The 21,352-nt window shown below is 72.0% G+C and carries 24 protein-coding genes; 9 read left to right on the forward strand and 15 right to left on the reverse strand.

Annotated elements, in window-relative coordinates; genetic code table 11:
• Positions 1-25 precede the first annotated feature (25 nt).
• The 4 genes from ABTX18_RS28620 to ABTX18_RS28635 form a co-directional block, all read right to left on the reverse strand.
• Complete coding sequence (locus ABTX18_RS28620; RefSeq protein WP_352125666.1) at positions 26-1,483, reverse strand: DHA2 family efflux MFS transporter permease subunit; 1,458 nt, start codon at positions 1,481-1,483, stop codon at positions 26-28.
• Positions 1,484-1,945: 462 nt separating this feature from the next.
• Positions 1,946-2,428, reverse strand: a complete 483-nt coding sequence (locus ABTX18_RS28625; protein ID WP_352125667.1) for a MarR family winged helix-turn-helix transcriptional regulator — start codon at positions 2,426-2,428, stop codon at positions 1,946-1,948.
• Positions 2,429-2,499: 71 nt separating this feature from the next.
• A complete protein-coding gene (locus tag ABTX18_RS28630) occupies positions 2,500-2,832 on the reverse strand; it encodes a hypothetical protein (RefSeq protein WP_352125668.1) in 333 nt (110 codons plus the stop codon).
• Between the two features lie 39 nt (positions 2,833-2,871).
• Positions 2,872-3,501, reverse strand: coding sequence for a sigma-70 family RNA polymerase sigma factor (locus ABTX18_RS28635; RefSeq protein WP_352125669.1), 630 nt, complete (start codon positions 3,499-3,501; stop codon positions 2,872-2,874).
• A 75-nt stretch (positions 3,502-3,576) separates the two neighbouring features.
• On the opposite strand from ABTX18_RS28635, the gene ABTX18_RS28640 reads away from it, so the two are divergent.
• Complete coding sequence (locus ABTX18_RS28640; protein WP_352125857.1) at positions 3,577-4,404, forward strand: alpha/beta fold hydrolase; 828 nt, start codon at positions 3,577-3,579, stop codon at positions 4,402-4,404.
• Between the two features lie 27 nt (positions 4,405-4,431).
• On the opposite strand, the gene ABTX18_RS28645 is transcribed toward ABTX18_RS28640, so the two are convergent.
• Positions 4,432-5,250, reverse strand: a complete 819-nt coding sequence (locus tag ABTX18_RS28645) for a phosphotransferase family protein (RefSeq protein ID WP_352125670.1) — start codon at positions 5,248-5,250, stop codon at positions 4,432-4,434.
• Between the two features lie 54 nt (positions 5,251-5,304).
• Positions 5,305-6,339: a saccharopine dehydrogenase family protein gene (locus ABTX18_RS28650; protein ID WP_352125671.1), complete on the reverse strand. Its 1,035-nt coding sequence runs from the start codon at positions 6,337-6,339 to the stop codon at positions 5,305-5,307.
• 121 nt (positions 6,340-6,460) lie between these two features.
• On the opposite strand from ABTX18_RS28650, the gene ABTX18_RS28655 reads away from it, so the two are divergent.
• Positions 6,461-7,408: a GlxA family transcriptional regulator gene (locus tag ABTX18_RS28655; RefSeq protein ID WP_352125672.1), complete on the forward strand. Its 948-nt coding sequence runs from the start codon at positions 6,461-6,463 to the stop codon at positions 7,406-7,408.
• A 328-nt stretch (positions 7,409-7,736) separates the two neighbouring features.
• Entirely contained in the window at positions 7,737-8,177 is a 441-nt protein-coding gene (locus tag ABTX18_RS28660) for a VOC family protein (protein ID WP_352125673.1), read from the forward strand.
• Positions 8,178-8,200: 23 nt separating this feature from the next.
• Here the strand turns inward: ABTX18_RS28660 and ABTX18_RS28665 are convergent, their stop codons facing one another.
• From ABTX18_RS28665 to ABTX18_RS28675, 3 genes are all read right to left on the reverse strand, one after another.
• On the reverse strand, positions 8,201-9,109 hold the full coding sequence (locus tag ABTX18_RS28665) for an aminoglycoside phosphotransferase family protein (protein ID WP_352125858.1): 909 nt from the start codon (positions 9,107-9,109) through the stop codon (positions 8,201-8,203).
• A gap of 286 nt (positions 9,110-9,395) precedes the next feature.
• The gene (locus ABTX18_RS28670; protein WP_352125674.1) at positions 9,396-10,241 is read right to left on the reverse strand and encodes a DUF1963 domain-containing protein; all 846 of its coding nucleotides are present in this window, start codon (positions 10,239-10,241) and stop codon (positions 9,396-9,398) included.
• Between the two features lie 72 nt (positions 10,242-10,313).
• Entirely contained in the window at positions 10,314-10,814 is a 501-nt protein-coding gene (locus ABTX18_RS28675) for an NUDIX domain-containing protein (RefSeq protein WP_352125675.1), read from the reverse strand.
• A 153-nt stretch (positions 10,815-10,967) separates the two neighbouring features.
• On the opposite strand from ABTX18_RS28675, the gene ABTX18_RS28680 reads away from it, so the two are divergent.
• The 3 genes from ABTX18_RS28680 (at position 10,968) to ABTX18_RS28690 (ending at position 12,555) form a co-directional block, all read left to right on the forward strand.
• The gene (locus tag ABTX18_RS28680) at positions 10,968-11,444 is read left to right on the forward strand and encodes a helix-turn-helix domain-containing protein (protein ID WP_352125676.1); all 477 of its coding nucleotides are present in this window, start codon (positions 10,968-10,970) and stop codon (positions 11,442-11,444) included.
• Between the two features lie 27 nt (positions 11,445-11,471).
• Positions 11,472-12,101, forward strand: a complete 630-nt coding sequence (locus ABTX18_RS28685; RefSeq protein WP_352125677.1) for a hypothetical protein — start codon at positions 11,472-11,474, stop codon at positions 12,099-12,101.
• 118 nt (positions 12,102-12,219) lie between these two features.
• Positions 12,220-12,555 carry a DUF2516 family protein gene (locus ABTX18_RS28690; protein ID WP_352125678.1) on the forward strand — a complete coding sequence of 112 codons (336 nt, stop codon included), beginning with the start codon at positions 12,220-12,222 and terminating at the stop codon, positions 12,553-12,555.
• Here ABTX18_RS28690 and ABTX18_RS28695 read toward each other — a convergent pair.
• From ABTX18_RS28695 to ABTX18_RS28705, 3 genes are all read right to left on the reverse strand, one after another.
• The gene (locus ABTX18_RS28695; RefSeq protein ID WP_352125679.1) at positions 12,537-13,895 is read right to left on the reverse strand and encodes a PP2C family protein-serine/threonine phosphatase; all 1,359 of its coding nucleotides are present in this window, start codon (positions 13,893-13,895) and stop codon (positions 12,537-12,539) included. The two genes, ABTX18_RS28690 and ABTX18_RS28695, sit on opposite strands and share 19 nt — an antisense overlap.
• A gap of 386 nt (positions 13,896-14,281) precedes the next feature.
• The gene (locus ABTX18_RS28700) at positions 14,282-15,349 is read right to left on the reverse strand and encodes a C40 family peptidase (protein WP_352125680.1); all 1,068 of its coding nucleotides are present in this window, start codon (positions 15,347-15,349) and stop codon (positions 14,282-14,284) included.
• Positions 15,350-15,632: 283 nt separating this feature from the next.
• Positions 15,633-16,433 (reverse strand): class I SAM-dependent methyltransferase, encoded by an 801-nt coding sequence (locus ABTX18_RS28705; RefSeq protein ID WP_352125681.1) that lies wholly within the window; start codon positions 16,431-16,433, stop codon positions 15,633-15,635.
• A gap of 207 nt (positions 16,434-16,640) precedes the next feature.
• Between ABTX18_RS28705 and mshA the strand changes: the two genes are divergently transcribed.
• Both mshA and ABTX18_RS28715 read left to right on the forward strand, forming a co-directional pair.
• On the forward strand, positions 16,641-18,005 hold the full coding sequence (mshA, locus tag ABTX18_RS28710) for a D-inositol-3-phosphate glycosyltransferase (RefSeq protein ID WP_352125682.1): 1,365 nt from the start codon (positions 16,641-16,643) through the stop codon (positions 18,003-18,005).
• A gap of 47 nt (positions 18,006-18,052) precedes the next feature.
• Positions 18,053-18,580, forward strand: a complete 528-nt coding sequence (locus ABTX18_RS28715) for a type III secretion system chaperone family protein (protein WP_352125683.1) — start codon at positions 18,053-18,055, stop codon at positions 18,578-18,580.
• 99 nt (positions 18,581-18,679) lie between these two features.
• Here ABTX18_RS28715 and ABTX18_RS28720 read toward each other — a convergent pair whose 3' ends face one another.
• Positions 18,680-19,693 (reverse strand): phosphotransferase family protein, encoded by a 1,014-nt coding sequence (locus ABTX18_RS28720; RefSeq protein WP_352125684.1) that lies wholly within the window; start codon positions 19,691-19,693, stop codon positions 18,680-18,682.
• Between the two features lie 244 nt (positions 19,694-19,937).
• Here ABTX18_RS28720 and ABTX18_RS28725 point away from each other — a divergent pair, with 244 nt between their 5' ends.
• Positions 19,938-20,735 carry a hypothetical protein gene (locus tag ABTX18_RS28725; RefSeq protein ID WP_352125685.1) on the forward strand — a complete coding sequence of 266 codons (798 nt, stop codon included), beginning with the start codon at positions 19,938-19,940 and terminating at the stop codon, positions 20,733-20,735.
• Positions 20,736-20,819: 84 nt separating this feature from the next.
• On the opposite strand, the gene ABTX18_RS28730 is transcribed toward ABTX18_RS28725, so the two are convergent.
• Positions 20,820-21,062, reverse strand: a complete 243-nt coding sequence (locus ABTX18_RS28730) for a hypothetical protein (protein ID WP_352125686.1) — start codon at positions 21,060-21,062, stop codon at positions 20,820-20,822.
• Positions 21,059-21,307 (reverse strand): hypothetical protein, encoded by a 249-nt coding sequence (locus ABTX18_RS28735; RefSeq protein WP_352125687.1) that lies wholly within the window; start codon positions 21,305-21,307, stop codon positions 21,059-21,061. The genes ABTX18_RS28730 and ABTX18_RS28735 overlap by 4 nt, the downstream gene beginning before the upstream one ends.
• Between the last annotated feature and the right edge of the window lie 45 nt (positions 21,308-21,352).

Here is a 21,352-nt window from a genome sequence, read left to right on the forward strand (position 1 = left end):
CGGGGCGGGGCGGGGTGGGGCGGGTTCAGGCGGACGGGGTGGCGGTGGTCGCGCGGGACGGCCGCCTGAGAACCGTGATGGCGATGAGGAGGGCGGCGGCGAGCAGGCCGACGCCTACGGCGAACGCCAGGTGGTAGCCGCCGGTCAGCGCCGAGGCCGGGCCGTCGCCCGCGGCGAGCAGCGTGTCCGTGCGGGAGGCCGCCAGCGTGGACAGGACGGCGACGCCCAGGGCCATGCCGATCTGCTGGGTGGTGTTGAACAGTCCGGAGGCCAGACCGGCGTCCTCCTCGCCCGCCCCTGACATGCCGAGCGCGGTCAACGCCGGGAGGGCGAGGCCGAATCCGGCGGCGAGGAACATCACCGGCAGCAGATCGACGGCGTAGTTCGCGTGGACCGGGAGGCGGGTGAGGAGGCCGAGCATGGCGACGAGCAGGGACAGCCCGAGGATCAGCACGTTACGGTCGCCGAACCGTGCGCTCAGCCGGGCCGAGATCCCGAGCGACACCGCGCCGATGACCGCGGCGGCGGGAAGCATCGCGAGACCGGTGGCGGTGGCGCCGTAACCGAGGACCCGCTGGAGATACAGCGCGACCAGGATCTGGAACGAGAACAGCGCGGCCACCATGAGGATCTGGACCAGGTTGGCGCCCGCGACACTGCGCGACCGGAGGATCCGCAGCGGCAGGAGCGGGGCGGCGGCGGTGGCCTGCCGGACGACGAACAGGGCGAGCAGGGCCAGCGCGAGGGCCCCGAGGCCGATCGTGTGCGCCGACAGCCAGCCGTACGACTCGACCTCGACGACGGAGTAGATGCCCAGCATCACGCCTGCGGTGACCAGGAGCGCCCCTATGGCGTCGGCCCCGGCCGCGAGGCCGGGCCCGCGGTCGGCGGGCAGGACGCGTACCGCGACGAGCAGTACCGCGAAGCCGATCGGCAGGTTGATGAAGAAGATCCAGTGCCAGCCGAGGGCGTCGGTGAGGATCCCGCCGAGCACCTGGCCGATCGAGGCGCCCGCCGCGCCGGTGAAGCTGAACACGGCGATGGCGCGGGCCCGTTCGCGGCTCTCGGTGAAGAGGGTCACGAGGATGCCCAGGCCGACCGCGGAGGCCATGGCGCTGCCGGCTCCCTGGAGGAAGCGGGCGGCGATGAGGAGTGCGGGGGAGCCGGCCGCCCCGGCCAGTACGGAGGCGGCGGTGAAGACCGCGGTGCCGGCCAGGAACATCCGCCGGCGTCCGAGGAGGTCGCCGAGGCGCCCTGCGAGCAGCAGCAGACCGCCGAAGGCGATCAGGTAGGCGTTGACGACCCAGCTGAGGCCGGCGGGCGTGAACCCGAGGTCGTTCTGGATGGCGGGCATGGCCACCGTCACGATCGAGCCGTCGAGCACGGTCATCAGCAGGCCGGTGGCGATCACGCCGAGGGCGAGGTTGCGCGAGCGGGTGGCGGTCGGGGGGTGGGCGGGGGCGGTGGGTGCGGGGGCAGACATCGGGGTCTCCTGTCGGTTGGTTCGACAAGAGAGAACTTAGCAGATGGTTTTGTTGCGGACTATTTCTTTCGGTTCTAATTTCTGCGGATGGTGCGGGGCCCCTGCGGGGGCGGTGCGCTTGTGGGTTGCCCGGGTCCGGGGCGCGGGCCTTGTCCTCAGGTGCCGGACGGGCTTGGAGTGTGCGGGTGCTCCGGCGGGGTCCGGGTGCTCCGGCGGGCCGGTTCCGTCCTCAGGTGCCGGACGGGCTTGGAGTGTGCGGGTCCTCTGCGGGTGCGCCCTCGGTCCGTGGGTGGGGGTCCGGGGTCCCTCTAGGGGCGTCTCCTCGGACGACGAGCGTTCGGCGGGTACGCGAGGGACCCGGGTCGGTGTTCGTCGTCCTGCGGGGACTCCCCTGCACGCCCCCGGGCCCGGCCGTCTCGCGTCTGCGGCAGTCGCTGGGCCGGTGTGCGGGCGTGGGCGCTGTTACTTCTGGCGCGCGCGCCGGACCGGGCGCGGGTTCTCGGCAGGGGTGGCCAGGTGCTCGCCCGCCAGCTGGTTCAGGGCGCGCAGGAGGGTCTCCCGGTCGGTACGGGCGAGGCTGCTCAGCGCTTCCTCGTGTACCCGGTCGACGATCTCCTGGCTCTGGGCGGCGAGCGCGGCGCCCCGTTCGGTGACGGCGATGATCCGCGCCCGCCGGTCCCGGCTGGAGGGCCGGCGCTCGGCGAGGCCCGCGCTCTCCAGGGCGTCGACCGTCACCACCATCGTGGTCTTGTCCATGTCGCCGATCTCGGCGAGCTGGATCTGTGTGCGCTCCTCCTCCAGGGCGTGGACGAGCACGCAGTGCATACGTGCGGTCAGCCCGATCTCGGCGAGGGCTGCCGCCATCTGGGTCCGCAGAACGTGACTGGTGTGGTCCAGGAGATACGAGAGGTCCGGTGCGATGCGGGTGGGTGCCATGGCGGTCATGTCTGCCAGCGTAACAATTCGGTCTGTGGCGGATCGTCCGCAAACGGACTTGTCTCTTCGCGGGGGCCGGCTCAGCGTGCCCGTGCCCACCACCGGCGAAGGCCGTGCAGCGGGCGCCGGGTCGCGCGCGTTCCCGGTCCGGGGCGGCCCGCTGTCCGGTCGCGTGCCGGACGCCAAGGGTCGTCGGGGAAGGCCATCGGCGCCTGTCGCTCCACCTGCGCCCGCATCTCCTGGTACGAGTCGTGCGCCGTCACCCGGAACGCCTCGTCGTAGGACGCCATCGCGGCGCGCATCGCCGACCCGGCGAGGCCGCGCCTGCGGACGCGTACGGCCAGCCAGGCGAAGCAGCCCAGGACCGCGGCCAGGGTGCCGGCGAACACCAGGAACGGCAGCAGCTCATCCATGCCGCCGAGGGTACGGGGAGAGCGGACCGGTAACCGCCCTCAGGTCGCGTCCCTCAGCAGGTCGCGCTGGATCCGGTGGGCGAGGACGCGGCGCAGGGAAGCCTTCCCCGCCGGGGCGGCGGCCTGCCGGGACGGCACGTCGAGCCCGCGGCTGATCTCGTCGTACGCCCTCCGGTGCGCGCCGGGCAGTTCGGCGGCGTGCGCGCGCAGGTCCTCCTCGACGAGCCGGCGCAGCTCGTCGACGTTCTCGGGCGTGAAGGGCTTCTTCCCCCGGGCCAGCGCGCCGACACACCGGGTGCAGCGGGCGGTGTCGCCGTACGTCTCCGAGAGGTCCTCGGCGAGACCCCACAGGCGTCCCTCGAGCCACGGCGCGTCGCACTGGCCGAGGGAGAGGTCCATCGGAGGCGCCGGATCGGCGTCCCGGTATTTCGTCACCTGCTTGGACACGGCGGGCTGGCTCATGTCCGTGAGCCGGGCGATGCGGTCCTGGGTCCAGCCGAAGCCGATGAACACCTTGATCATCTCGGCGCGGAGCTTCCGCATCTCCTCGCCGGCCCGGATGACGTCGTTCATCCCCGCGAGCATCCGCTCGGCCTGCTCCTCGGTCAGTGCCGCGGGGGGCGGTGATGATGCCTGGTTGCGCTGGGTCGTGTCGTCTCCGGCTGCCACACCTCAGTTATATACCGGAGAGGGGCATCCATAACCAGGTTGTATAACCTGGTTATGGATGACAGGATCGCCCGCATGGCCACCTTCAGCGCATCCGACGGAACCCGGCTCGCCTATCGCACGTACGGAGAGGGTGAACCGGTGCTCTGCATCCCCGGGGGCCCTGCGGACTCCCGCTACCTGGGGGACCTCGGCGGCCTGTCCGCCCACCGCCGCCTGATCGTCCCCGACCTGCGCGGCACCGGCCGCTCGGCGGTCCCCGAGGACCCCGCCACCTACCGCTGCGACCGCCTCGTCGACGACGTCGAGGCGCTGCGCCACCATCTCGGCCTTGCCCGTACGGACCTGCTCGGTCACTCGGCGGGCGCGAACATCGCGGTGCAGTACGCGGCCCGCCACCCCGAACGCGTCGGCGGGCTCGCCCTGATCGCCCCCGGCACGCGGGCCGTCGGCATCGACATCACCGGTGAGGAGCGCCGCGCGCTCGCACGGCTACGGAGCGGCGAGCCGTGGTTCCCGGAGGCGTTCGCCGCGCTGGAGGCGATCACCCGGGGAGAGGAGGCCGACTGGGCGGCCGTCGACCCGTTCTTCTACGGCCGGTGGGACCGGGCGGCACGGGACCACCACGCGGCGAGCCGGCCCGAGAACCCGGAAGCCGTCGCGCACTTCGGCGCCGAGGGCGCCTTCGACCCGGCGGCCACCCGCGCGTCGCTGGCCGCCTTCGCGGCACCGGTCCTGCTGCTGGCCGGACAGTTCGACCTGAACAGCCCGCCCCGCTCGACGGCCGCCTTCGCCGGGCTCTTCCGCGACGCGACGCTCGTCGTGCAGGAGGGGGCGGGGCACTACCCGTGGGTCGACGACGCCGAGCGCTTCACGGCGGAGGTGTCGGCGTTCCTGGGGTGAGCGGGCGCAGGGCCACGGCGGGGCGCGTCAGGCGAGTAGCCGGGACAGGCGCGCGGCCTGGCGTTCGGCGGTTCCCGGCGGGTTGCGCGGGTGGTCGGGATCGTCGAAGGAGAGCAGGAACAGCCACACGAGCGCCAGAAGCCTGCGCGCTTCGGCCAGCAGGGGCCGCTCGGAGGCATCCAGGTCGAACCGGCCCAGGAAGGCCTCCGCGTCGAGGGGCTCGTCGACCCAGGCGGCCACGTGCTCGGTGATCTCCGCCAGCTCGAAGGGGCGGTCGCTGCGGCCGGACTCCTCGAAGTCGACGATCCGTACCCGGGTGCCGTCCCAGAGGTAGTTGGCCAGATTGCCGTCGCCCGGACCGAACACCGGGCGGACGTCCAGGGGCCTGAACTCCACCAGGCCGGTGCCCGCCAGCCACTCCAGGCCGCGGTCCATGGCCCGGCCCACCTCGGGGCCCACGCGCGGGCGGGCTCGTGGTGTCCACTCCCGTATCCGGCCCGCGAGGTACCGCCGGTGCCCCGGCCTTACGGGTACCTCGGCCAGCACGTGCGCGGGCACCGCCGCGTACACCTCGCCCACCGCCGACGCCAGGGCGTCGAGCTGCCGGTCACCGAGCCGCTGTCCACGGAGCGGCCCGCCCGGCAGCCGGGACATCACCACGGTCGGCTCGTCGGCCCCAAGGTTCGCCCGCCGGGGGGCGGGAGCGAGCCCGGGCGCGTGGACGCCGAGGAGGGAGAGCGCCCGCCATTCGCGCTCGGATTGCGCGTGTGAGCCGGGGCGGAACCTCTTGGTCACCGTCTCGGGCCCGACGTCGAGGGCGTGCGTGCTCCAGGAGGCGGCAGTCATGGGAAGGGATCCTGCCAGGCGAGGCGCCGGGTGGGAGTACCTGTCCGCGTTACGTCAGACGGCCGGAAGCTCGACCGTCACATACGGGGCCAGCGCGCGGAGGAAGTCCGCCGCGTCGAACATCGCCCCGGCGGAGGCCACCCCCGTGGTCCTGGTGCGGCCGGTCAGGATGCGTTCGACGGCCTCCACCGCCAGGGGCGCGGTGACCGCGTAGATGTCCTGGCCGTGCGCCGTGGCGCGGCGCTCGACGCCGCCCGCGCGGACCAGGACGTCGACGACGAACGTCTGGTCCGAGCGCCCCAGCGCGTCGACCGCCTCCGGTGCCGGCGTGTCCGTGCCCGCCAGGTCGCCCGCGGCCTCGACGGACATGTGGGTGCGCACCTCGGGAACCTTCAGGTGGCTGGGCACGGTCACGACATCGGCCATCGTGAACTCCGTGATCACCGCACGCCGGCCCAGCGGCTCGGGGAAGACCCACTCTTCCCGCGCCACCTCGTCCTCGTGGTAGCGCAGCTCACCGTCCGTGAACCGCACCCGCTTTCCCGCGCGGCGGTCGTGGGACACCCGCCCCGCTTCCCGGGTGCCCGCCGTCGGACGCCAACTGCTCAGCCCGTATGCGACGTCCACCGAGTCGGCTGACGGCCACTCACCCATCGCCGCGGTGACCAGCAGGTCGCCCAGTCCGCCGTAGAAGGCCATCGCCGGCACGACCGGAGTGCCGGCCGCCAGGGCCGCCTCCGTGTGGCCGGCGAACATCGCTACGTTCGCCTCGATCTCCGCCGCGACGTCGACGTACGGAATCCCCGCCCGCAGGGCCGCCTCGACGACCGGACCGGCGGTCACCGCGAACGGCCCGGCGCAGTTGACGACCGCCACCGCGCCGGCGAGTGCCCGGTCAAGCGCGGCCGGGTCGTCGGCGCCGGCCGGCCGTACCTCCACGTCCCCCCATTCGGCCGCCAGTGCCTTCAGCCGGGCGGCGTTCCGGCCGGAGGCGACCGGGGCGAACCCGCGCCGCCGCAGCTCGGCGACGACGAACCGCCCGGTGTGCCCGGTCGCCCCGTAGACCACTACCGCAGCCGCTGTACTCATGGTTCCCGCTTTCGAAGTCGTGGCGTGACGTGATGCCCTGCTGTGGTGAGGACTTGAGTCTCGGCGAGGACGGGGGTCGAGCGTGATGGTCCGGACCGACAGCATGCGTACACTTTCGGACATGCCAACTGTCGCGCTGCTGGCCGCCGGTGACCTGCTGCACTTCGAACTGGCGGTGGCATACGAGATCTTCGGCAACCCGCCGCGCGAGGCGACGGGGGGCTGGTACGACGTCCTGCTCTGCGGCCCGGGTCCGGTGAAGGTCGGACCGTTCACCATCGAGCCCGACCACGGGCTGGACCGGGCGGCGGCCGCCGACACCGTGATCGTGCCGGCGTGCGTCGACATCGACGTACCCCCGCCGGCCGAACTGGTCGAGGCCGTGCGCGCGGCGCACGCGGCGGGCGCGCGGGTCGCTTCGCTGTGCACCGGCGCGTTCGTGCTCGGCGCCGTGGGCCTGCTGGACGGCCGGCGGGCCACGACCCACTGGGCCCACGCCGCCGAGCTGAGCGCGCGCCATCCCCTGGCGGAGGTCGACCCGGACGTCCTGTACACGGACAACGGCAGCGTGCTCACCTCCGCGGGCAAGGCCGCCGCCGTGGACCTCTGCCTGCACCTGATCCACCTGGACCACGGCGCGGCCGTCGCCAACTCGGTCGCCCGCCGCCTCGTCATGCAGCCGCACCGGCCGGGCGGCCAGGCCCAGTTCGCGTCCACCCCCGTGCAGGCGTCGGGCGACCACGCGCTCGCCCAGCTGCTCGCCTGGGTGCAGCAGCGGCTGGACCAGCCGCTGTCCGTGACCGACATGGCGCGGAAGGCGAACACGAGCCCGCGGCACCTCGGGCGGCAGTTCCACTCGGTGATCGGGCAGACGCCGATCCAGTGGCTTTTGGTCCAGCGCGTGCGCCGCGCCCAGGAGCTGCTGGAGGCCACCGACGAGAGCATCGAGGCGGTCGCGGCCGCCACCGGCATGGGGACCGCCACGACGCTGCGGCGCCAGTTCAAGCGGATCGTCGGCGTCCCGCCGGACACCTACCGCCGCGCCTTCCGCAGCGCCCGCCCCGCCTGACGGCGGGATGGCCGCCCGCGCTCCGGTCCGGACGCGCGATCAGACGGTTTCGGGCCCGCGGCATTTCGCGTGACCCGGCCTCTCGCGCGGCGGACGCCCAACGGCTTCTCCAGCGTCACACGAGTAAGCCAATCGGGGTAGCGCCAGGCCCAAGCGCGCCTACTGCGAATCGCCGAGGAAGCATGCTGGTGCGGCGGGGCTGAGGGCCGCGGTCGAGATTTTCGGAGTTCGGTGGTCCGAGGATGTCGAGAACGGGCCACCGGCTCCGTCCCAGGGGCGTCAGCGGCAAGCGGCCGCCGGCCGCGCGAGGAACAGGGAGAGAATCAGCATGGCGATTCAGCGAATGGACAACGTCGGCATCGTCGTCGAGAACATGGACGCGGCCGTCGCGTACTTCGTGGAACTCGGTATGGAGCTCGAGGGCAGGACGGAGGTCAAGGGCCCCGTCGCCGACCAGTGCACCGGGCTCGAAGGCGTCCACTGCGACATCGCGATGCTCCGGACCCCGGACGGTCACAGCCGGCTCGAGCTGTCGAAGTACCGCACCCCCGCGGCGACCAGCGACGGCCCGCGCAACCGGCCGCACAACATCCTGGGCACGCACCGCGTGATGTTCGCCGTCGACGACATCAAGGACACCGTGGCCCGCCTGCGCCCTCACGGCGGCGAAGTCATCGGCGAGATCGCTCGGTTCGAGGACATCTACCTGCTCTGTTACGTCCGCGGCCCGGAGGGCATCATCGTCGGACTGGCGGAGGCGCTGCGCTGAGAAGGCGGCATCGAGGAGGGCACTCAGCGTGCGGCGGCGTCAGCGAGGATCGCCTCAAGCCGTGCCCGGCATTCGGCGACGAAGGCGGGGAAGGTGCGCCAGTAGTACGAGATTCCACTGACGCCCACCGCGATCGCCCAGGCGCGGGCGCGGTTCCAGGTCGCGTCGTCGAGGTTCAAGGCGTTCCAGTACGCCTGTCGCGCCTGGGGCGGAAGGTCCCAGACCGTGGAGTGCTCGGCGTCGGGAAAACCGACCGACAGTCCTCCGAAGTCGATGACCGCGTGCAGCTTGCCTTCCCGGACCAAGAGGTTGGTCGGCTTGAGGTCGCCGTGGAGCCACACATGAGGTCCGGCCGGCTCGGGCAGCGCGAGCGCGGGGCGCCACAACCGCTCCAGAGTGTCGACGTCGAGCTCCGCCCCCACGGTGGCTCGGCAATCGTCGAGACACTTGCTGATCCACTCGTCGCACGGCCCCAGGCCCCCTCCGCGATACCAGCTGAGGCCATCTGCGCGCGTCGCCCCCATCAGGTCGGCGCGGTGCAGTTCCCCCACGACCGCCGCCAGGTCAACGCCGAAGGCGGCCCAGTCCCGAACGGTGTCGGGGCCGGCCTCGTCACCGTCGATCCAGCGATGGACCGACCAGACCAGCGGGAAGACCTCGGTGGGCGTTCCGGCGTGGACGGGCTCGGGAATCGGACAGGAAAGCAGGGGCGCCAGTCGAGGAAGCCATTGCTGTTCCTTCCGCACGGAGTGACCGTTGTCGGCGGTTCGCGGAAGCCGCACGAGCAGGTCGTCACCCAGCCGGTACATCGTGTTGTCGGTGCCCTCACCCGCGGGCGACAACGGCAGGGCGGCCCACTCCGGTCGCTGCGCTTTCAGCAGCGCCCGGACCAGTGTCTCGTCGACCGGGATCTCGTTCTCGTGCAACGTCATGGGGGGAGTCTCACCGCTGGGCGGGACGGGAAGCGAGTGACTTTCCGCCGGCCCCGGAGCCCGCGCCACGCGGAGGGAGAGTTGTTCGCGCACCCACTCGGGGTCGGCGTTGGTGTGTGGCCGGCCGGCCACGACGACGGTCGGCACGGTCTCGTTGCCGTCGTTGGCTGCTCTCACCGAGGCTCCTGCCGGGGCGCGCCCCCTGCCGGGCAGAGAGCGAGGTCCGAGCGGCCCCTGTGCACGCCCTGTATCTGACCGCTTGGAGTGACGCCCTCCGTCGGCCGGGTCAGGGATTCCAGTAGACGGTGCTGAAGGTGCGGTCGAAGCGACGGGCCTCCAGGTCCGCGCGCCGGATTCCCCACTGCACGTCCGCGCCTTCCCGGCCGCTGATGTCCGGGTTCCAGTGGGCCAGCAGAACCCAGTCCTCGACGGCGTCCGACACCGGCTCATCACCGCCCCAACGCCCCCGCTTCGCCTGGCGGGCGGCGCGGCTCGCGACGGTTTCCAGCGGGTTCCGGTCGGAGTCCTCCTGGTCCGCGTATCCGCCGATCTGAAGATGCCCTGTTCTGTCGGAGGCGTCGCACCAGACAGTGGCCAGCTCGTCGGCGTGCGGAAACCCGGGGAGCGGGTGGTACGGCAGGTCCGGTTCGGTCCGGGCCCTCAACTCGCCCTGCGGGTAGGAGCCGACGATCTCCTGGTAGTCGTCATCACCGGGGTAGCCCTTCCAGGCGTTCTTGTCGCGCGCCTCCACCGGTGTGCCGGCCGGGACGTAGAAGGCCTCGCCGCAGTTGCCGTCGCCGTCCGTTTCGTCGAGTGAGGCGAAGAGCAGCAGGCGTCCGTCGGGCGGCAGGGGGAGGTCCGTCGCATCCTTCGGCAGCGCGGCGAAGTCGACGGACGCCAGGTACGGGTGCCCAGGGTCCGGGACGCCGGCGGGCAGCAGCAGCGGCCCGCCGAACCTGCCCGCGACCGGCCCGGCCCCGCCACGGGTGAGGACCGCACACGGCCGGACGTGGCCGATCCACCGGTCCACCTCTTCGACGGGTAGCGGATCTATGTCCTCCCAGGGGTATCCCTCCTCAACCGCCCGCGTTCGAAAGGGGATCAGCGCTTCTCGAAGTTCGTCATCCGTCACAGCGACGACTGTAATTCCGGCCACCGACAACCTTGCGGCCCCGGCAGGCGAACCACGTCACGCGGGACAAACTCAGGACCGCGCGCTCCGGAACCGGAGATACCGGCTGAAGGTTTCGTGGCTGTCCGGGGTGAAGTGCCACTCCAGCAGCGCCGACCGCAGGTCGGGCTCGGTCAGCCAGCCGTGCCAGGCGACCTCATCAGGATCGTGGACGACCGCGTCCGGCACCACGGCTTCGTGCACGCCGAGCCAGTGAGGGCTCAGACCGCTGCGGTTGATGAACGTGAACAGCAGGCGCGGCAGCGCACGCATGCCCAGCTCTTCGGCCAGCTCCCGCGCGGCGGCCTGTTCATAGGACTCGCCGATACCTACGGCGCCCCCGACCACGACCTCGTAGAGCCCGGGGAAGCGCGACAGCTGCTCCGACCGCCGGTGAACGAGGATCCGGCCACGATCATCACGGCACGCCGTCACGGCGACCCGGTGCAGCCAGCCCTCCAGGACGGCCTCCCGACGGCTGACCACCCCCAGCACGCGATCTCGACCGTCCACCCGCTCCACCAGTTCATCCACGACGCAGACCCTGGCAGGGCCCACTGACAACGCCGCCTCCCGGCGATTCGTGGAGGGCCTTGTGCTCAGGCACACTCACCCGTCCGAGTGGCGCCGAACACTTTTGCAAGCGGGTGCTTGCAAAAGTTAGCAACCAGGTCCACCATCGGGTACATGGCCTCACTCAACGTCGGCAATCTCGGCGAGTACCTGCGCGAGCAGCGCCGTACCGCGCAGCTGTCGCTGCGGCAGCTCGCCGAGGCCGCCGGGGTGTCCAATCCCTATCTCAGCCAGATCGAGCGCGGGCTGCGCAAGCCCAGCGCCGAGGTCCTTCAGCAGGTCGCCAAGGCGCTGCGGATCTCTGCCGAGACCCTGTACGTACGGGCCGGAATCCTGGATGAGCGGGAGCGGGAGGAGCTGGAGACGCGGGCGGTGATTCTGGCCGATCCGTCGATCAACGAGCGGCAGAAGAGCGTACTGCTGCAGATCTACGCCTCCTTCCGCAAGGAGAACGGGTTCGAGGACGAGCCCCGGGACGCTGCGGACGAGGAGGGGCGCGTTTCCGGTGCGGATGCGCCCCTCAGTGCCGATGGCGGTGCTGCCGATACAGGTACAGATACAGGCTCAAAGCCTTCAAAACCCTCACACTGATTCTGATGATCCGGGAGGACCACAGTCATGGCCATCACCGATGACCTGCGCAAGACCCTCACCGACCCGACCCCCCTCTACTTCGCCGCCGGTACGGCCGACCTCGCCGTGCAGCAGGCCCGGAAGGTTCCGGCCCTGATCGAGCAGCTGCGGGCCGAGGCGCCGGAGCGAATCGAGGCGGTGCGCAACACCGACCCCAAGGCCGTGCAGGAGAAGGTGGCCGAGCAGGCCAAGGAGGCGCAGGCCAGCCTTCAGGCCAAGGTCAGCGAGGTGATCGGGGCGTTCGACACCGACCTGAAGAAGCTGGGCGAGAGCGCCCAGGACCTGGCGCTGCGAGGCGTCGGCGTGGCCGCGGAGTACGCGGTCAAGGCCCGCGAGACGTACGAGAAGGTCGCCGAGCGCGGCGAGCAGAGCGTGCGGACGTGGCGTGGCGAGACGGCCGAGGAGATCGTCGAGATCGCCGTCGTCGTCGAGCCGCGCAAGGAGTCGAAGCCGGAGACGGGGAAGGCCGAGCCGAAGCCCGCCGCCAAGCCGGTGGCGCCCAAGCCCGCGCCCAGGGCCGTCAAGGCCGAGGACAAGCAGTCGCCCGCGGCCGCCAAGAAGGCGCCCGTGCGCAAGCCCGCCGCGAAGAAGACCACGCCTCCCACCGCCAAGTAGCGGGCCGATGCCCGGCAGGTGTGCCGGGGTAGCGGGCGGGCACCTTTCGGGGTGTTCCGGTCGTTGTCCCGGTACCTTGGCCGCGAGGCGCTCATCCACTCACTAGGCGGTGCATCACATGTTGCTCGAAGGCTTCCAGTCGTTTCTCGGGCTGATCTACACGGCCATGACCGTTCTCGCCGTGGTGGCCTTCGTCATGGCCGCGATCGCCCGTGAGGACGCCTACCGCGCCGCGGACAAGCAGAAGAAGTCGTTCTGGCTGATCATTCTCGGCATCGCGGTGGTGGTGAACCTCTGGGTTCCGATGCTCTTCCTGCAGATCGCCGGGCTGATCGCGTCCATCGTGTTCTTCGTGGACGTACGGCCCGCGCTCAGGGCCGTGTCGGGCGGCGGCCGCCGACGGGGCGGTTCCAGCAGCGACGGGCCGTACGGGCCCTACAACGGCGGGCGCTGAGCGCCTGCGGGTGACACCTGTCCGGGGCGGGGGCGCGGGATGCTCCGGCCCCGGTCGTCGTTCCGCGTCCGGTTGCGGGCTCTGTCGCGGGCGGTGTCCTGGTCGCGGTCCAGCAGCAGGACCGCGACATCGTCGGTCAGTTCGCCGCCGTTCAGCTCGCGGACGTGCGTGACCGCAGCCTCCAGGAGGTCCTCGCCGGTCAGGCCCTCGGCCAGCTGTCGGTTGATCATCGCGACCATGCCGTCCTGACCGAGGCGCTGCGTGCCGTTGCCGACGCGGCCCTCGATCAGCCCGTCGGTGTACATCATCAGGCTCCACGAGCCGCCCAGTTCCACCTGCCGGCGCGGCCAGCGGGCGCGCGGCAGCAGGCCCAGTGCCGGGCCGCCGTCGTCGTACGGAAGCAGGTGCGCGGCCCGGCCCTGGCGGGTGATCAGCGGTGCGGGATGGCCCGCCAGGCACAGGCCCGCGCGGCGGCCGTCCGGGGCGATGTCGACCGTGCAGAGCGTCGCGAAGATCTCCTCGCTCTGCCGTTCGTGCTCCAGGACCTGCTGGAGCGTGGAGAGCAGTTCGTCGCCGCAGAGTCCGGCCAGCGTCAGGGCCCGCCACGCGATGCGCAGTTCGACGCCGAGGGCCGCCTCGTCCGGGCCGTGGCCGCAGACGTCGCCGATCATCGCGTGCACGGTGCCGTCGGGGGTGCGGACCGTGTCGTAGAAGTCGCCGCCGAGCAGCGCGCGGCTGCGGCCGGGGCGGTAGCGGGCCGCGAAGCGCAGATCGGAGCCGTCGAGCAGCGGGGTGGGCAGCAGTCCGCGCTCCAGGCGGGCGTTCTCCTGGGCGCGCAGCCGGGACTCGGTGAGCTGGTGCTGGGCGACGTCGGCGCGTTTGCGTTCGACGGCGTAGCGGATGGCGCGGCTGAGGAGCCTGCCGTCGAGCTCGCCGCGGAAGAGGTAGTCCTGCGCTCCCACGCGTACCGCCTCGGCGGCCAGCTCGGCGTCGTCCTCGGCCGTGAGGGCGAGCACGGCGTGCCGGGGCGCGATCCGCAGCACGTACTTGAGCGTGGCGAGCTCGTCGGGTTCCGTGTCCGGCCCGCCGCGCGTCTCGGCGCCGGACGGCAGCGCCAGGTCCAGCAGGATGCAGTCGACGTCGGCGGTGAGGAGCCGGCCCGCCTCGGTCAGGTTGCGGGCGGCGCGGATACGGACCCGGGCACCGGCCGCGGCGGAGAGCTCCGGGGCGCTGAAGGTGCGCGCCGGGTCGTCCTCGATCACCAGGAGGGTGAGGTCGGCGCCGTTGCTGGCCTCCGCAGCGGGAGCGGCACTCTGCTGCTGCGGTACGGGTACGGGCATCGGTTCGGGTTTCCTTCCCTCCCCCCGAGGGCGCGGCGGGAGGACGATCGACGACCCGCCAGACGGGGACGATAGCGGTACGGGATGCGGGAACGGAATGGTGCACGGCACTCGGCCTCCGTCATATGCAGCGCCATATGCCGCGTCAGGACACGGATCCGGCGCGATGTGGCCTCCGGAGGCGTGCGGGACGGCATGACAAAGGTCACGCCCGCCGCCCGCGGCGGAGTGGCACCGCTCACGCCGGCGGTCGCGGGGAGTGTCGTGGGCCATCGCGATGCGTGCCCGGGCGGGCCGCGGGGGTCTGCCGGGCGGCCCGGCGGGCCGGGGGAGCAGTCGCGGCTACGGGCTGGGCCTGCCGTCCCCGCGAGCGGCCGGCGACCGCCCTACCGGTCCGGGCGGACGACCCCGAGGATCTCCATCGAGCCCGCCCCGGCGAGCGTCACGTTCCGGCCCGGGCGTGGGGCGTGGACGATCGCGCCGTCGCCGATGTACATCCCGACGTGGCTGGCGTCGCGGTGGTAGATGATCAGGTCGCCGGGGCGCATGTCCTTGATCGCGATGTGCGGCAGCAGCCGCCACTGCTCCTGCGAGGTGCGCGGGATCGGCCGCCCGGCCGACGCCCAGGCCCGGGAGGTCAGGCCGGAGCAGTCGTACGACTTGGGGCCCACGGCCCCCCACACGTACGGCAGGCCGATCTTGGAGGTGGCGAAAGCCACCGCCTTCCTGCCGGTCGCGCTGGCCTCGCGGTTGATCTCCTTGAGCGCGCCGGAACCCAGCCAGGCGGTCTGCGACGTGTACTCCGCTTCCTGCTCCAGCTGGAGGAGCCGTTCCCGCTCCTTCTTCTCCAGCTGGGACTCCAGCTTCTTCGCCGCCGCGATCTGTCCGTTGATCTTCTTCTTGGCCTTGGCCTGCTTGACGCGATTGGCTTCGAGCTTGGTCCAGTTGGTGCTCGCGTCCTGCGTGTACGTCTCCAAGTCCTCCTGGGTCCTGTTCAGTTCCCCCAGGAGCCCCTTGGCGGCCTTCTGGCCCTGGCGGGCCCGGCTGACCCCGTCCAGGAAGAGCTCCGGGTCACCGCTGAGCATCAGCCGGGCGCCCGGCGGCAGTCCGGCGTTGCGGTACTCCTCGCGGGCCTGGGCGCCTGCCCGGTTCTTGAGCTCGGCGATCTTCGCCTGGCCCTCCACTATGGCCTGGGCCAGCTTGACGATCTCGCCGGACTGCTCCTTTGCCTTCTCCTCGGCGAGGTTGTACGCGTCCGTGGCCGACCCGGCGGCGCGGTAGAGGCCGTCGATCTCCTGGCGGACCTCTTCGAGGCTCTTCTTCGCCGGCCGGTCCGTGACGGGTGAGGCGGGCGACGGGGGTGCGGGTGCGGCGAGGGCCTGGACCGGTGAGGCCAGGACGGCCATGGCGCAGACCAGAGTGATCGCGGCAGCGGCACAGTGGCGTCGGTACACGAAGCTCCCCCTCCGGACGGATCCCTGCGGACCTGAACAGAATCTGATTTACCGTCAGTAACTTATGGCGCCGACGAGATCGTGCCATGCCCTACCGAAAAGCAACAGAGGCAGACACATCTCCGCGGGCCCCCGGACCGCCGCAGCGCTCCCGGGCCCGGCCGCCCCCCGCGTCCCGGCTCCCGGGCCCACCCCCTGGAAGGGCCCCGGGACCGGCCCCTGGTTCAGGCCCCCTGTTCTGGGACGAACGATGCCGAGCCGGTGTTCCCGATGCCGGCGGAGTTCACCCTGTTCTCCGCGTGTTGGGTCTCCATTCAGGTCGCAGCGCCGCCCATTCCACCGTCACCTCGCCCTGGCGCCACCGGCGTACGCCGTCGGTCAGCGGCCACTCGCCCGACAGGGCCCGTACGGCCGTGATCCAGCGCTGCCGGGCGCCCAGCGAGGCGTACGGAGCCGCCGCCGCCCAGGCCCGGTCGAAGTCGCGCAGGAAGGCGTGGACCGGCTCGCCCGGCACATTGCGGTGGATCAGAGCCTTGGGCAGCCGCTCGGCGAGGTCGGACGGGCGGCCGAGGGAGCCGAGCCGGGTCGCGAAGGTGACCGTGCGAGGACCCTCCGGGCCCAGCGCCACCCACACATGACGGCGCCCGATCTCGTCGCAGGTGCCCTCCACCAGCAGGCCGCCCGGCGCGAGCCGGGCGCACAGCCGCCGCCAGACCACGTCGACCTCGTCCTCGTCGTACTGGCGCAGCACATTCGCCGCCCGGATCAGATCGGGCCGTCCGGGCAGCGGGATCTCGAAGCCGCCGTGGAGGAAGGTGAGGCCCTCGCGCTCGTACGGCCGGGCCGCCTCGACGCGCTCCGGCGAGATCTCGATGCCGGCCACGGACGTGCGGGGCTCGACGGTGCGCAGTCGCTCCAGCAGCTCGACGGCGGTCCACGGGGCGGCGCCGTACCCGAGGTCGACCGCCACGGGGGCGTCGGCGCGACGCAGGGCGGGGCCGTGCGTGGCGGCGATCCAGCGGTCCATGCGGCGCAGCCGGTTCGGGTTGGTGGTCCCGCGGGTCGCGGTGCCGATCGGGCGCATGACACAGAGCGTAACGACTTGGCGGAGGCGGCGGCCGCCCCCCTCGACGCGCTGGGGCCGTACGTAATGATTTGGCAAAACGGAAATGAAAGAAGGGATTCCGCTGTTCCAGCTTTCCGAAAGGGACCGCGCGCCCCTCCGGCTCCATGCCTGCACGAAGGTGAACGAAGCCGGTACGAGGGCCCTGAGCGAGGAGGAGCGGACGACGTGAGCCAGTACGTCTCCCGGCTCGGCAGCAGCCGTGTCGCGCCGCGCCTCAGGTTCCCCGCAGGTTTCACCGGCTCCTTCCCCGGCGCCCACCGCAAGCCGCGCCGTATCGCGATGCTCTCCGTCCACACCTCCCCGCTGCACCAGCCGGGAACGGGCGACGCGGGCGGCATGAACGTGTACATCGTGGAGCTCGCCAAGCGCCTGGCCGCCATCAACATCGAGGTCGAGATCTTCACCCGCTCCACCACCGGCGCGCTGCCGCCGGCCGTCGAGATGGCGCCTGGGGTCCTGGTCCGCCACGTCGACGCGGGTCCGTACGAGGGTCTGGCCAAGGAGGAGCTGCCCGCCCAGCTCTGCGCCTTCACGCACGGCGTGATGCAGGCGTGGGCCGGCCAGCGCCCCGGCTACTACGACCTGGTGCACTCCCACTACTGGCTCTCCGGCCAGGTCGGCTGGCTCGCCGCGCAGCGCTGGGGCGTCCCCCTCGTCCACGCCATGCACACCATGGCCAAGGTCAAGAACGCCGCGCTCGCCGGGGGCGACACCCCCGAGCCCGCCGCGCGCGTCATCGGCGAGACCCAGATCGTGCACGCCTCCGACCGGCTGATCGCGAACACCGCGGAGGAGGCCGGCGAGCTGGTCCGCTTCTACGAGGCGGACCCGGGCGCCGTCGACGTCGTCCACCCCGGCGTCAACCTGGACCGCTTCCGCCCCGCCGACGGCCGCGCCGCGGCCCGCGCGCGTCTCGGGCTGCCGCAGGACGCCCTGATCCCGCTCTTCGCCGGCCGCATCCAGCCGCTGAAGGCCCCGGACGTGCTGCTGCGCGCCGTCGCCGCCCTGCTCGACCGGGACCCCTCGCTGCGGTCCCGGATCGTCGTGCCGGTCGTCGGCGGTCCCAGCGGCAGTGGGCTCGCCAAGCCGGAGGGGCTGCAGAAGCTGGCCGCCCGCCTGGGCATCGCCGACGTGGTGCGGTTCCACCCGCCGGTCGGGCAGGACCAGCTCGCCGACTGGTTCCGCGCCGCGTCGGTGCTGGTCATGCCCTCGTACAGCGAGTCCTTCGGCCTGGTCGCCATAGAGGCGCAGGCGGCCGGCACCCCCGTCGTCGCGGCGGCCGTGGGCGGTCTGCCGGTGGCCGTACGGGACGGGGTCAGCGGCTTTCTGATCCCCGGGCACGACCCGGAGGCGTACGCGGAGGCGCTGGCGCGCTTCGCGGACGCGCCGGAGCTCGTCGAGCGGATGGGCGGCGCGGCCGCCGCACACGCGCAGCGCTTCGGCTGGGACACGGCGGCCGCGGCGACCGCGGACGTGTACACCGCGGCCGTGCAGGACCACCGGCGCCGGGTACGCACGCACCACGGGTGAGGACGCGGGCCGCGCCGCCTGCCGCACCGCTGACGTACGCTCGCCTCATGGCTGACGTACCAGAGGAAGCGGCCACGCCGCAGGTCACACGGGTCGCGCAGGTCATCGAGGCGACGCTGAAGGATGCCGGACTCGGCTGGGAGAGCCCCGGGCCCGGCAGTTACGTCGTTCAGCTGCCCGGCACCCGCAAGCTCGCCACCACCTGCTCGCTCATCGTCGGGACGCACTCGCTGTCCCTCAACGCCTTCGTCATCCGCCACCCCGACGAGAACGACGCGGCGGTGCACCGCTGGCTTCTGGAGCACAACCTCCGGCTCTTCGGCGTGAGTTACGCGATCGACTCGCTCGGCGACGTCTACCTCGTCGGCAAACTGCCGCTCTCCGTGGTGACGCCCGCGGAGCTGGACCGGCTGCTCGGCGTCGTCCTGGAGGCGGCCGACGGCGCCTTCAATCCCCTTCTCGAGCTCGGTTTCGCGAGCGCGATCCGCAAGGAGTACGCGTGGCGGGTGTCGCGCGGCGAGTCCACGCGGAACCTCGAAGCGTTCACCCATCTGACCCAGCGCCCCGCGCGCTGACGGGCGTCAACAGGCCCACGCCACCTGGCGTGTTTCGCTGAGGATTTACCCGGTGCACGACTCTTTCGCCGTGAACCGGGCTCGTGGCGCGGGTCACGGTCACCCCCGGGCCCGCAGCGCCGACTCCACGTCGTCGAGCGCCGCTTCGAGCCGCGGCGCCACCTCGTTCCACGTCCACTCCAGCTGCTCGCCGGACGTCCTCCGGGGCACCGTCTCCACCAGCATGATCAGGTAGAGGTAGGCCCGGTACAGCGCGAGCCGCAGCCGAAGCGAACCGTCGAACTCCACGGGTCCGCCCGGCGCCGCCGACCCGTACCCGCTCAGGAAGTCCTCGTCCTGCTCCATGTCCCCGAACAGGGCGAGCGAGACGAAGTCGGCGGCCGGGTCGCCCCAGAACATCCGCTCCCCGTCGATGATCCCGCCGATCCGCCGCGCACCCGGCTCCCCGGCGACCAGGACGTTGCCCCGCCACAGATCGAAGTGGACCAGGGCGGGCCGGGAGACGTCGTCCAGTACGTACGAAGCGGCGCCGAGCCGGCGGCGGATGTCCGCGGGCGTACGCGGCAGCCGCGCCCCGTATGTCCGCGCATCATCCAGCACGGCATCGGTCATCGCGGTGAACGCTTCGTGCCACGTGGCGGCCAACGGGCCGAGCGCGGCGGACGGGTAGCCGAAACCGCCCGGCCCCGGCACGGTGTGCAGCCGGCCGACGATCTGCCCCAGCTCCGCGCGAAGCCGGCGCTCGTCGACGCCGGTCAGGACGCCGGCGATGTCGTGCCAGGGCCGCCCGGGACGCTCCGTCATGATCACGTACGGGCCCCCGGGGGTGGCCGGGCCGAGCCCGTGGTGCACGACGGCGGGGACGGTGGTCTCCTCGGCGAGTGCGGCCGCGGCGGTGTAGAACGCGACCTCGTTCACCAGCAGGTCGCGCTCGTACCGGAGATGGTCCCCGTCCGGCGGCGGCGTCTTCACCACCCACCGCCGACCGTCGGTGAGTGCGACACGGGTGACGGAGTTGTACGTGCCGCCGGTCAGCGCGTCGCACGAGGCGACCAGCTCCGGGGACACACCCACGGAACGGAGCACCGTGGACAGGACGGAACCTATCGGCACCAGAGACCCCTTCGAGAGCAGCCACCCCTGACGTGTTGCTGCCATCTGTGGCAAATGCCCAGTGCAGAGCCTTCAAGAGGTGATCACGACGTCGTCACGATCTCGGGCGATGCCCGCTTTGACGGATTGCCAAACCACAGCACGCTCATAGAGTTGGCAAACCTCACGACTTCACACCGCCGCGCCGAACCCGGCGACGGCTGCTCTCGCGCGGACGAGACACCTTGAGACAGAAAGACGGGCCATGCGACCCACTGCCATACGCCGTACCGCCGTTGCCGCCACCGTGATGTCCCTGGCGCTGCTCACCGCGGCCTGCGGGTCGGACTCCGGGGACGGCGCAGGCAAGGACAACGGCAAGGCGGGCGCCTCCGCGAAGCCCGCGGACAAGGGCGCCGACACGTCGTCCGCGAAGGCGCTGACCGCTGCCGAGCTGGAGAAGGCCTCGCTCGCCCAGGGCGACGTCAAGGGCCACAAGATCGTCAAGGCCGGCCCCGCCGACTCGATCGCCGGCGACGCCGTCAACACCGACAAGGCCGACTGCGACGTCTTCGCCGACGCGCTGATGGGCGCCAAGTCCGGTACGCCCGCGGCGTCCACGCAGCGCAGGATCGCCAACGAGCCGAAGAAGGGCGGCGACAAGGAGAGCGACGACCCGGCCGAGGCGTTCAAGGCGGCCTTCGACATCACGACGACGCTCGCCACGCTGTCCTCGTACGACGGCAAGGGCGCCGGGGATGCGCTGGCCGGCCTGCGGACCGCCGCGACCCGATGCGCCTCCGGCTTCACCTTCACCGCCGCCGGATCGAAGCAGAAGGTCACCGAGATCGCGGAGGTGCCGGTCAAGGGCGGCGAGGAAGCCGTCGCCTGGACGGTGACGGTCGAGGCGGAGGGCGAGAAGAGCGCGATGAAGCTCATCGAGATCCGCAAGGGCACCACGCTCGCCTCGCTGACAGCGCTCAACCTGGGCGCGTCCGGCGCGGGCGGCGACTTCGACATGCCGACCGCCGTCATCGACGCCCAGGCGGCCAAGCTCGCCTGACCGCTGGTCAGGACAGTGGGGCGCGCAGCACGGCGGTGAGGTCCAGGCCCGCGAACGGGACCGCCGCACCACGGCGACGGCCGTTCAGGGCAACGGCACCAGCCGCACCACGGTGACCGTCAGGACCGACCCGGAGACGTAATAGAGCACGATCGCCCCGGCGACCGTCGCCTCGCGGCGATCGTGCTCCTCCTTGACGGCGGTCGAGCCGTGCCCGTACGGGGCGTGGCCCAGCGTGCGTGCCATCTCGTCCCGGAAGGTGTCGCCGTCCCGCATCTTGGCCAGGGTGTCGTCGGCGGGCGGCGCGTAGGAGATCCGGAAGCTCAAGCGAGGCTCCGCCTCTCGGCCTCGTCGCGCGCCAGCCGGTCCAGGATCCGTTCGGCCTCGGGATCGGGTACGGCCTCCAGCATCCAGTGCCGCATCACGGCCTGGATCTCGTTCACCCCGGCCTCGTTGATGGCGCTGTCGAACTCCTCGCGCAGCGCCTCGGGCAGGGCGTCGCGGATGGCCGGAATGCTGTTGGGCACCTCGACCTCGGCGCCGCCGACAAAGGTCTTCAGGGGCTCACTCATGGCTGCTCTCCCCGTTCTCCCCGCATGCGCCACAGAGTACGACGC

The organism is Streptomyces sp. NPDC096323 (assembly GCF_040302845.1).
Taxonomy (GTDB): domain Bacteria; phylum Actinomycetota; class Actinomycetes; order Streptomycetales; family Streptomycetaceae; genus Streptomyces.

What these genes read in the sequence shown, in the direction of transcription:
- ABTX18_RS28620 (WP_352125666.1), bottom strand. Translation starts at nt 1,483, where the DNA reads ATGTCTGCCCCCGCACCCACCGCCCCCGCCCACCCCCCGACCGCCACC.
- ABTX18_RS28625 (WP_352125667.1), bottom strand. Translation starts at nt 2,428, where the DNA reads ATGACCGCCATGGCACCCACCCGCATCGCACCGGACCTCTCGTATCTC.
- ABTX18_RS28630 (WP_352125668.1), bottom strand. Translation starts at nt 2,832, where the DNA reads ATGGATGAGCTGCTGCCGTTCCTGGTGTTCGCCGGCACCCTGGCCGCG.
- ABTX18_RS28640 (WP_352125857.1), top strand. Translation starts at nt 3,577, where the DNA reads ATGGCCACCTTCAGCGCATCCGACGGAACCCGGCTCGCCTATCGCACG.
- ABTX18_RS28645 (WP_352125670.1), bottom strand. Translation starts at nt 5,250, where the DNA reads ATGACTGCCGCCTCCTGGAGCACGCACGCCCTCGACGTCGGGCCCGAG.
- ABTX18_RS28650 (WP_352125671.1), bottom strand. Translation starts at nt 6,339, where the DNA reads ATGAGTACAGCGGCTGCGGTAGTGGTCTACGGGGCGACCGGGCACACC.
- ABTX18_RS28655 (WP_352125672.1), top strand. Translation starts at nt 6,461, where the DNA reads ATGCCAACTGTCGCGCTGCTGGCCGCCGGTGACCTGCTGCACTTCGAA.
- ABTX18_RS28660 (WP_352125673.1), top strand. Translation starts at nt 7,737, where the DNA reads ATGGCGATTCAGCGAATGGACAACGTCGGCATCGTCGTCGAGAACATG.
- ABTX18_RS28665 (WP_352125858.1), bottom strand. Translation starts at nt 9,109, where the DNA reads ATGACGTTGCACGAGAACGAGATCCCGGTCGACGAGACACTGGTCCGG.
- ABTX18_RS28680 (WP_352125676.1), top strand. Translation starts at nt 10,968, where the DNA reads ATGGCCTCACTCAACGTCGGCAATCTCGGCGAGTACCTGCGCGAGCAG.
- ABTX18_RS28685 (WP_352125677.1), top strand. Translation starts at nt 11,472, where the DNA reads ATGGCCATCACCGATGACCTGCGCAAGACCCTCACCGACCCGACCCCC.
- ABTX18_RS28690 (WP_352125678.1), top strand. Translation starts at nt 12,220, where the DNA reads ATGTTGCTCGAAGGCTTCCAGTCGTTTCTCGGGCTGATCTACACGGCC.
- ABTX18_RS28695 (WP_352125679.1), bottom strand. Translation starts at nt 13,895, where the DNA reads ATGCCCGTACCCGTACCGCAGCAGCAGAGTGCCGCTCCCGCTGCGGAG.
- ABTX18_RS28705 (WP_352125681.1), bottom strand. Translation starts at nt 16,433, where the DNA reads ATGCGCCCGATCGGCACCGCGACCCGCGGGACCACCAACCCGAACCGG.
- ABTX18_RS28715 (WP_352125683.1), top strand. Translation starts at nt 18,053, where the DNA reads ATGGCTGACGTACCAGAGGAAGCGGCCACGCCGCAGGTCACACGGGTC.
- ABTX18_RS28725 (WP_352125685.1), top strand. Translation starts at nt 19,938, where the DNA reads ATGCGACCCACTGCCATACGCCGTACCGCCGTTGCCGCCACCGTGATG.
- ABTX18_RS28735 (WP_352125687.1), bottom strand. Translation starts at nt 21,307, where the DNA reads ATGAGTGAGCCCCTGAAGACCTTTGTCGGCGGCGCCGAGGTCGAGGTG.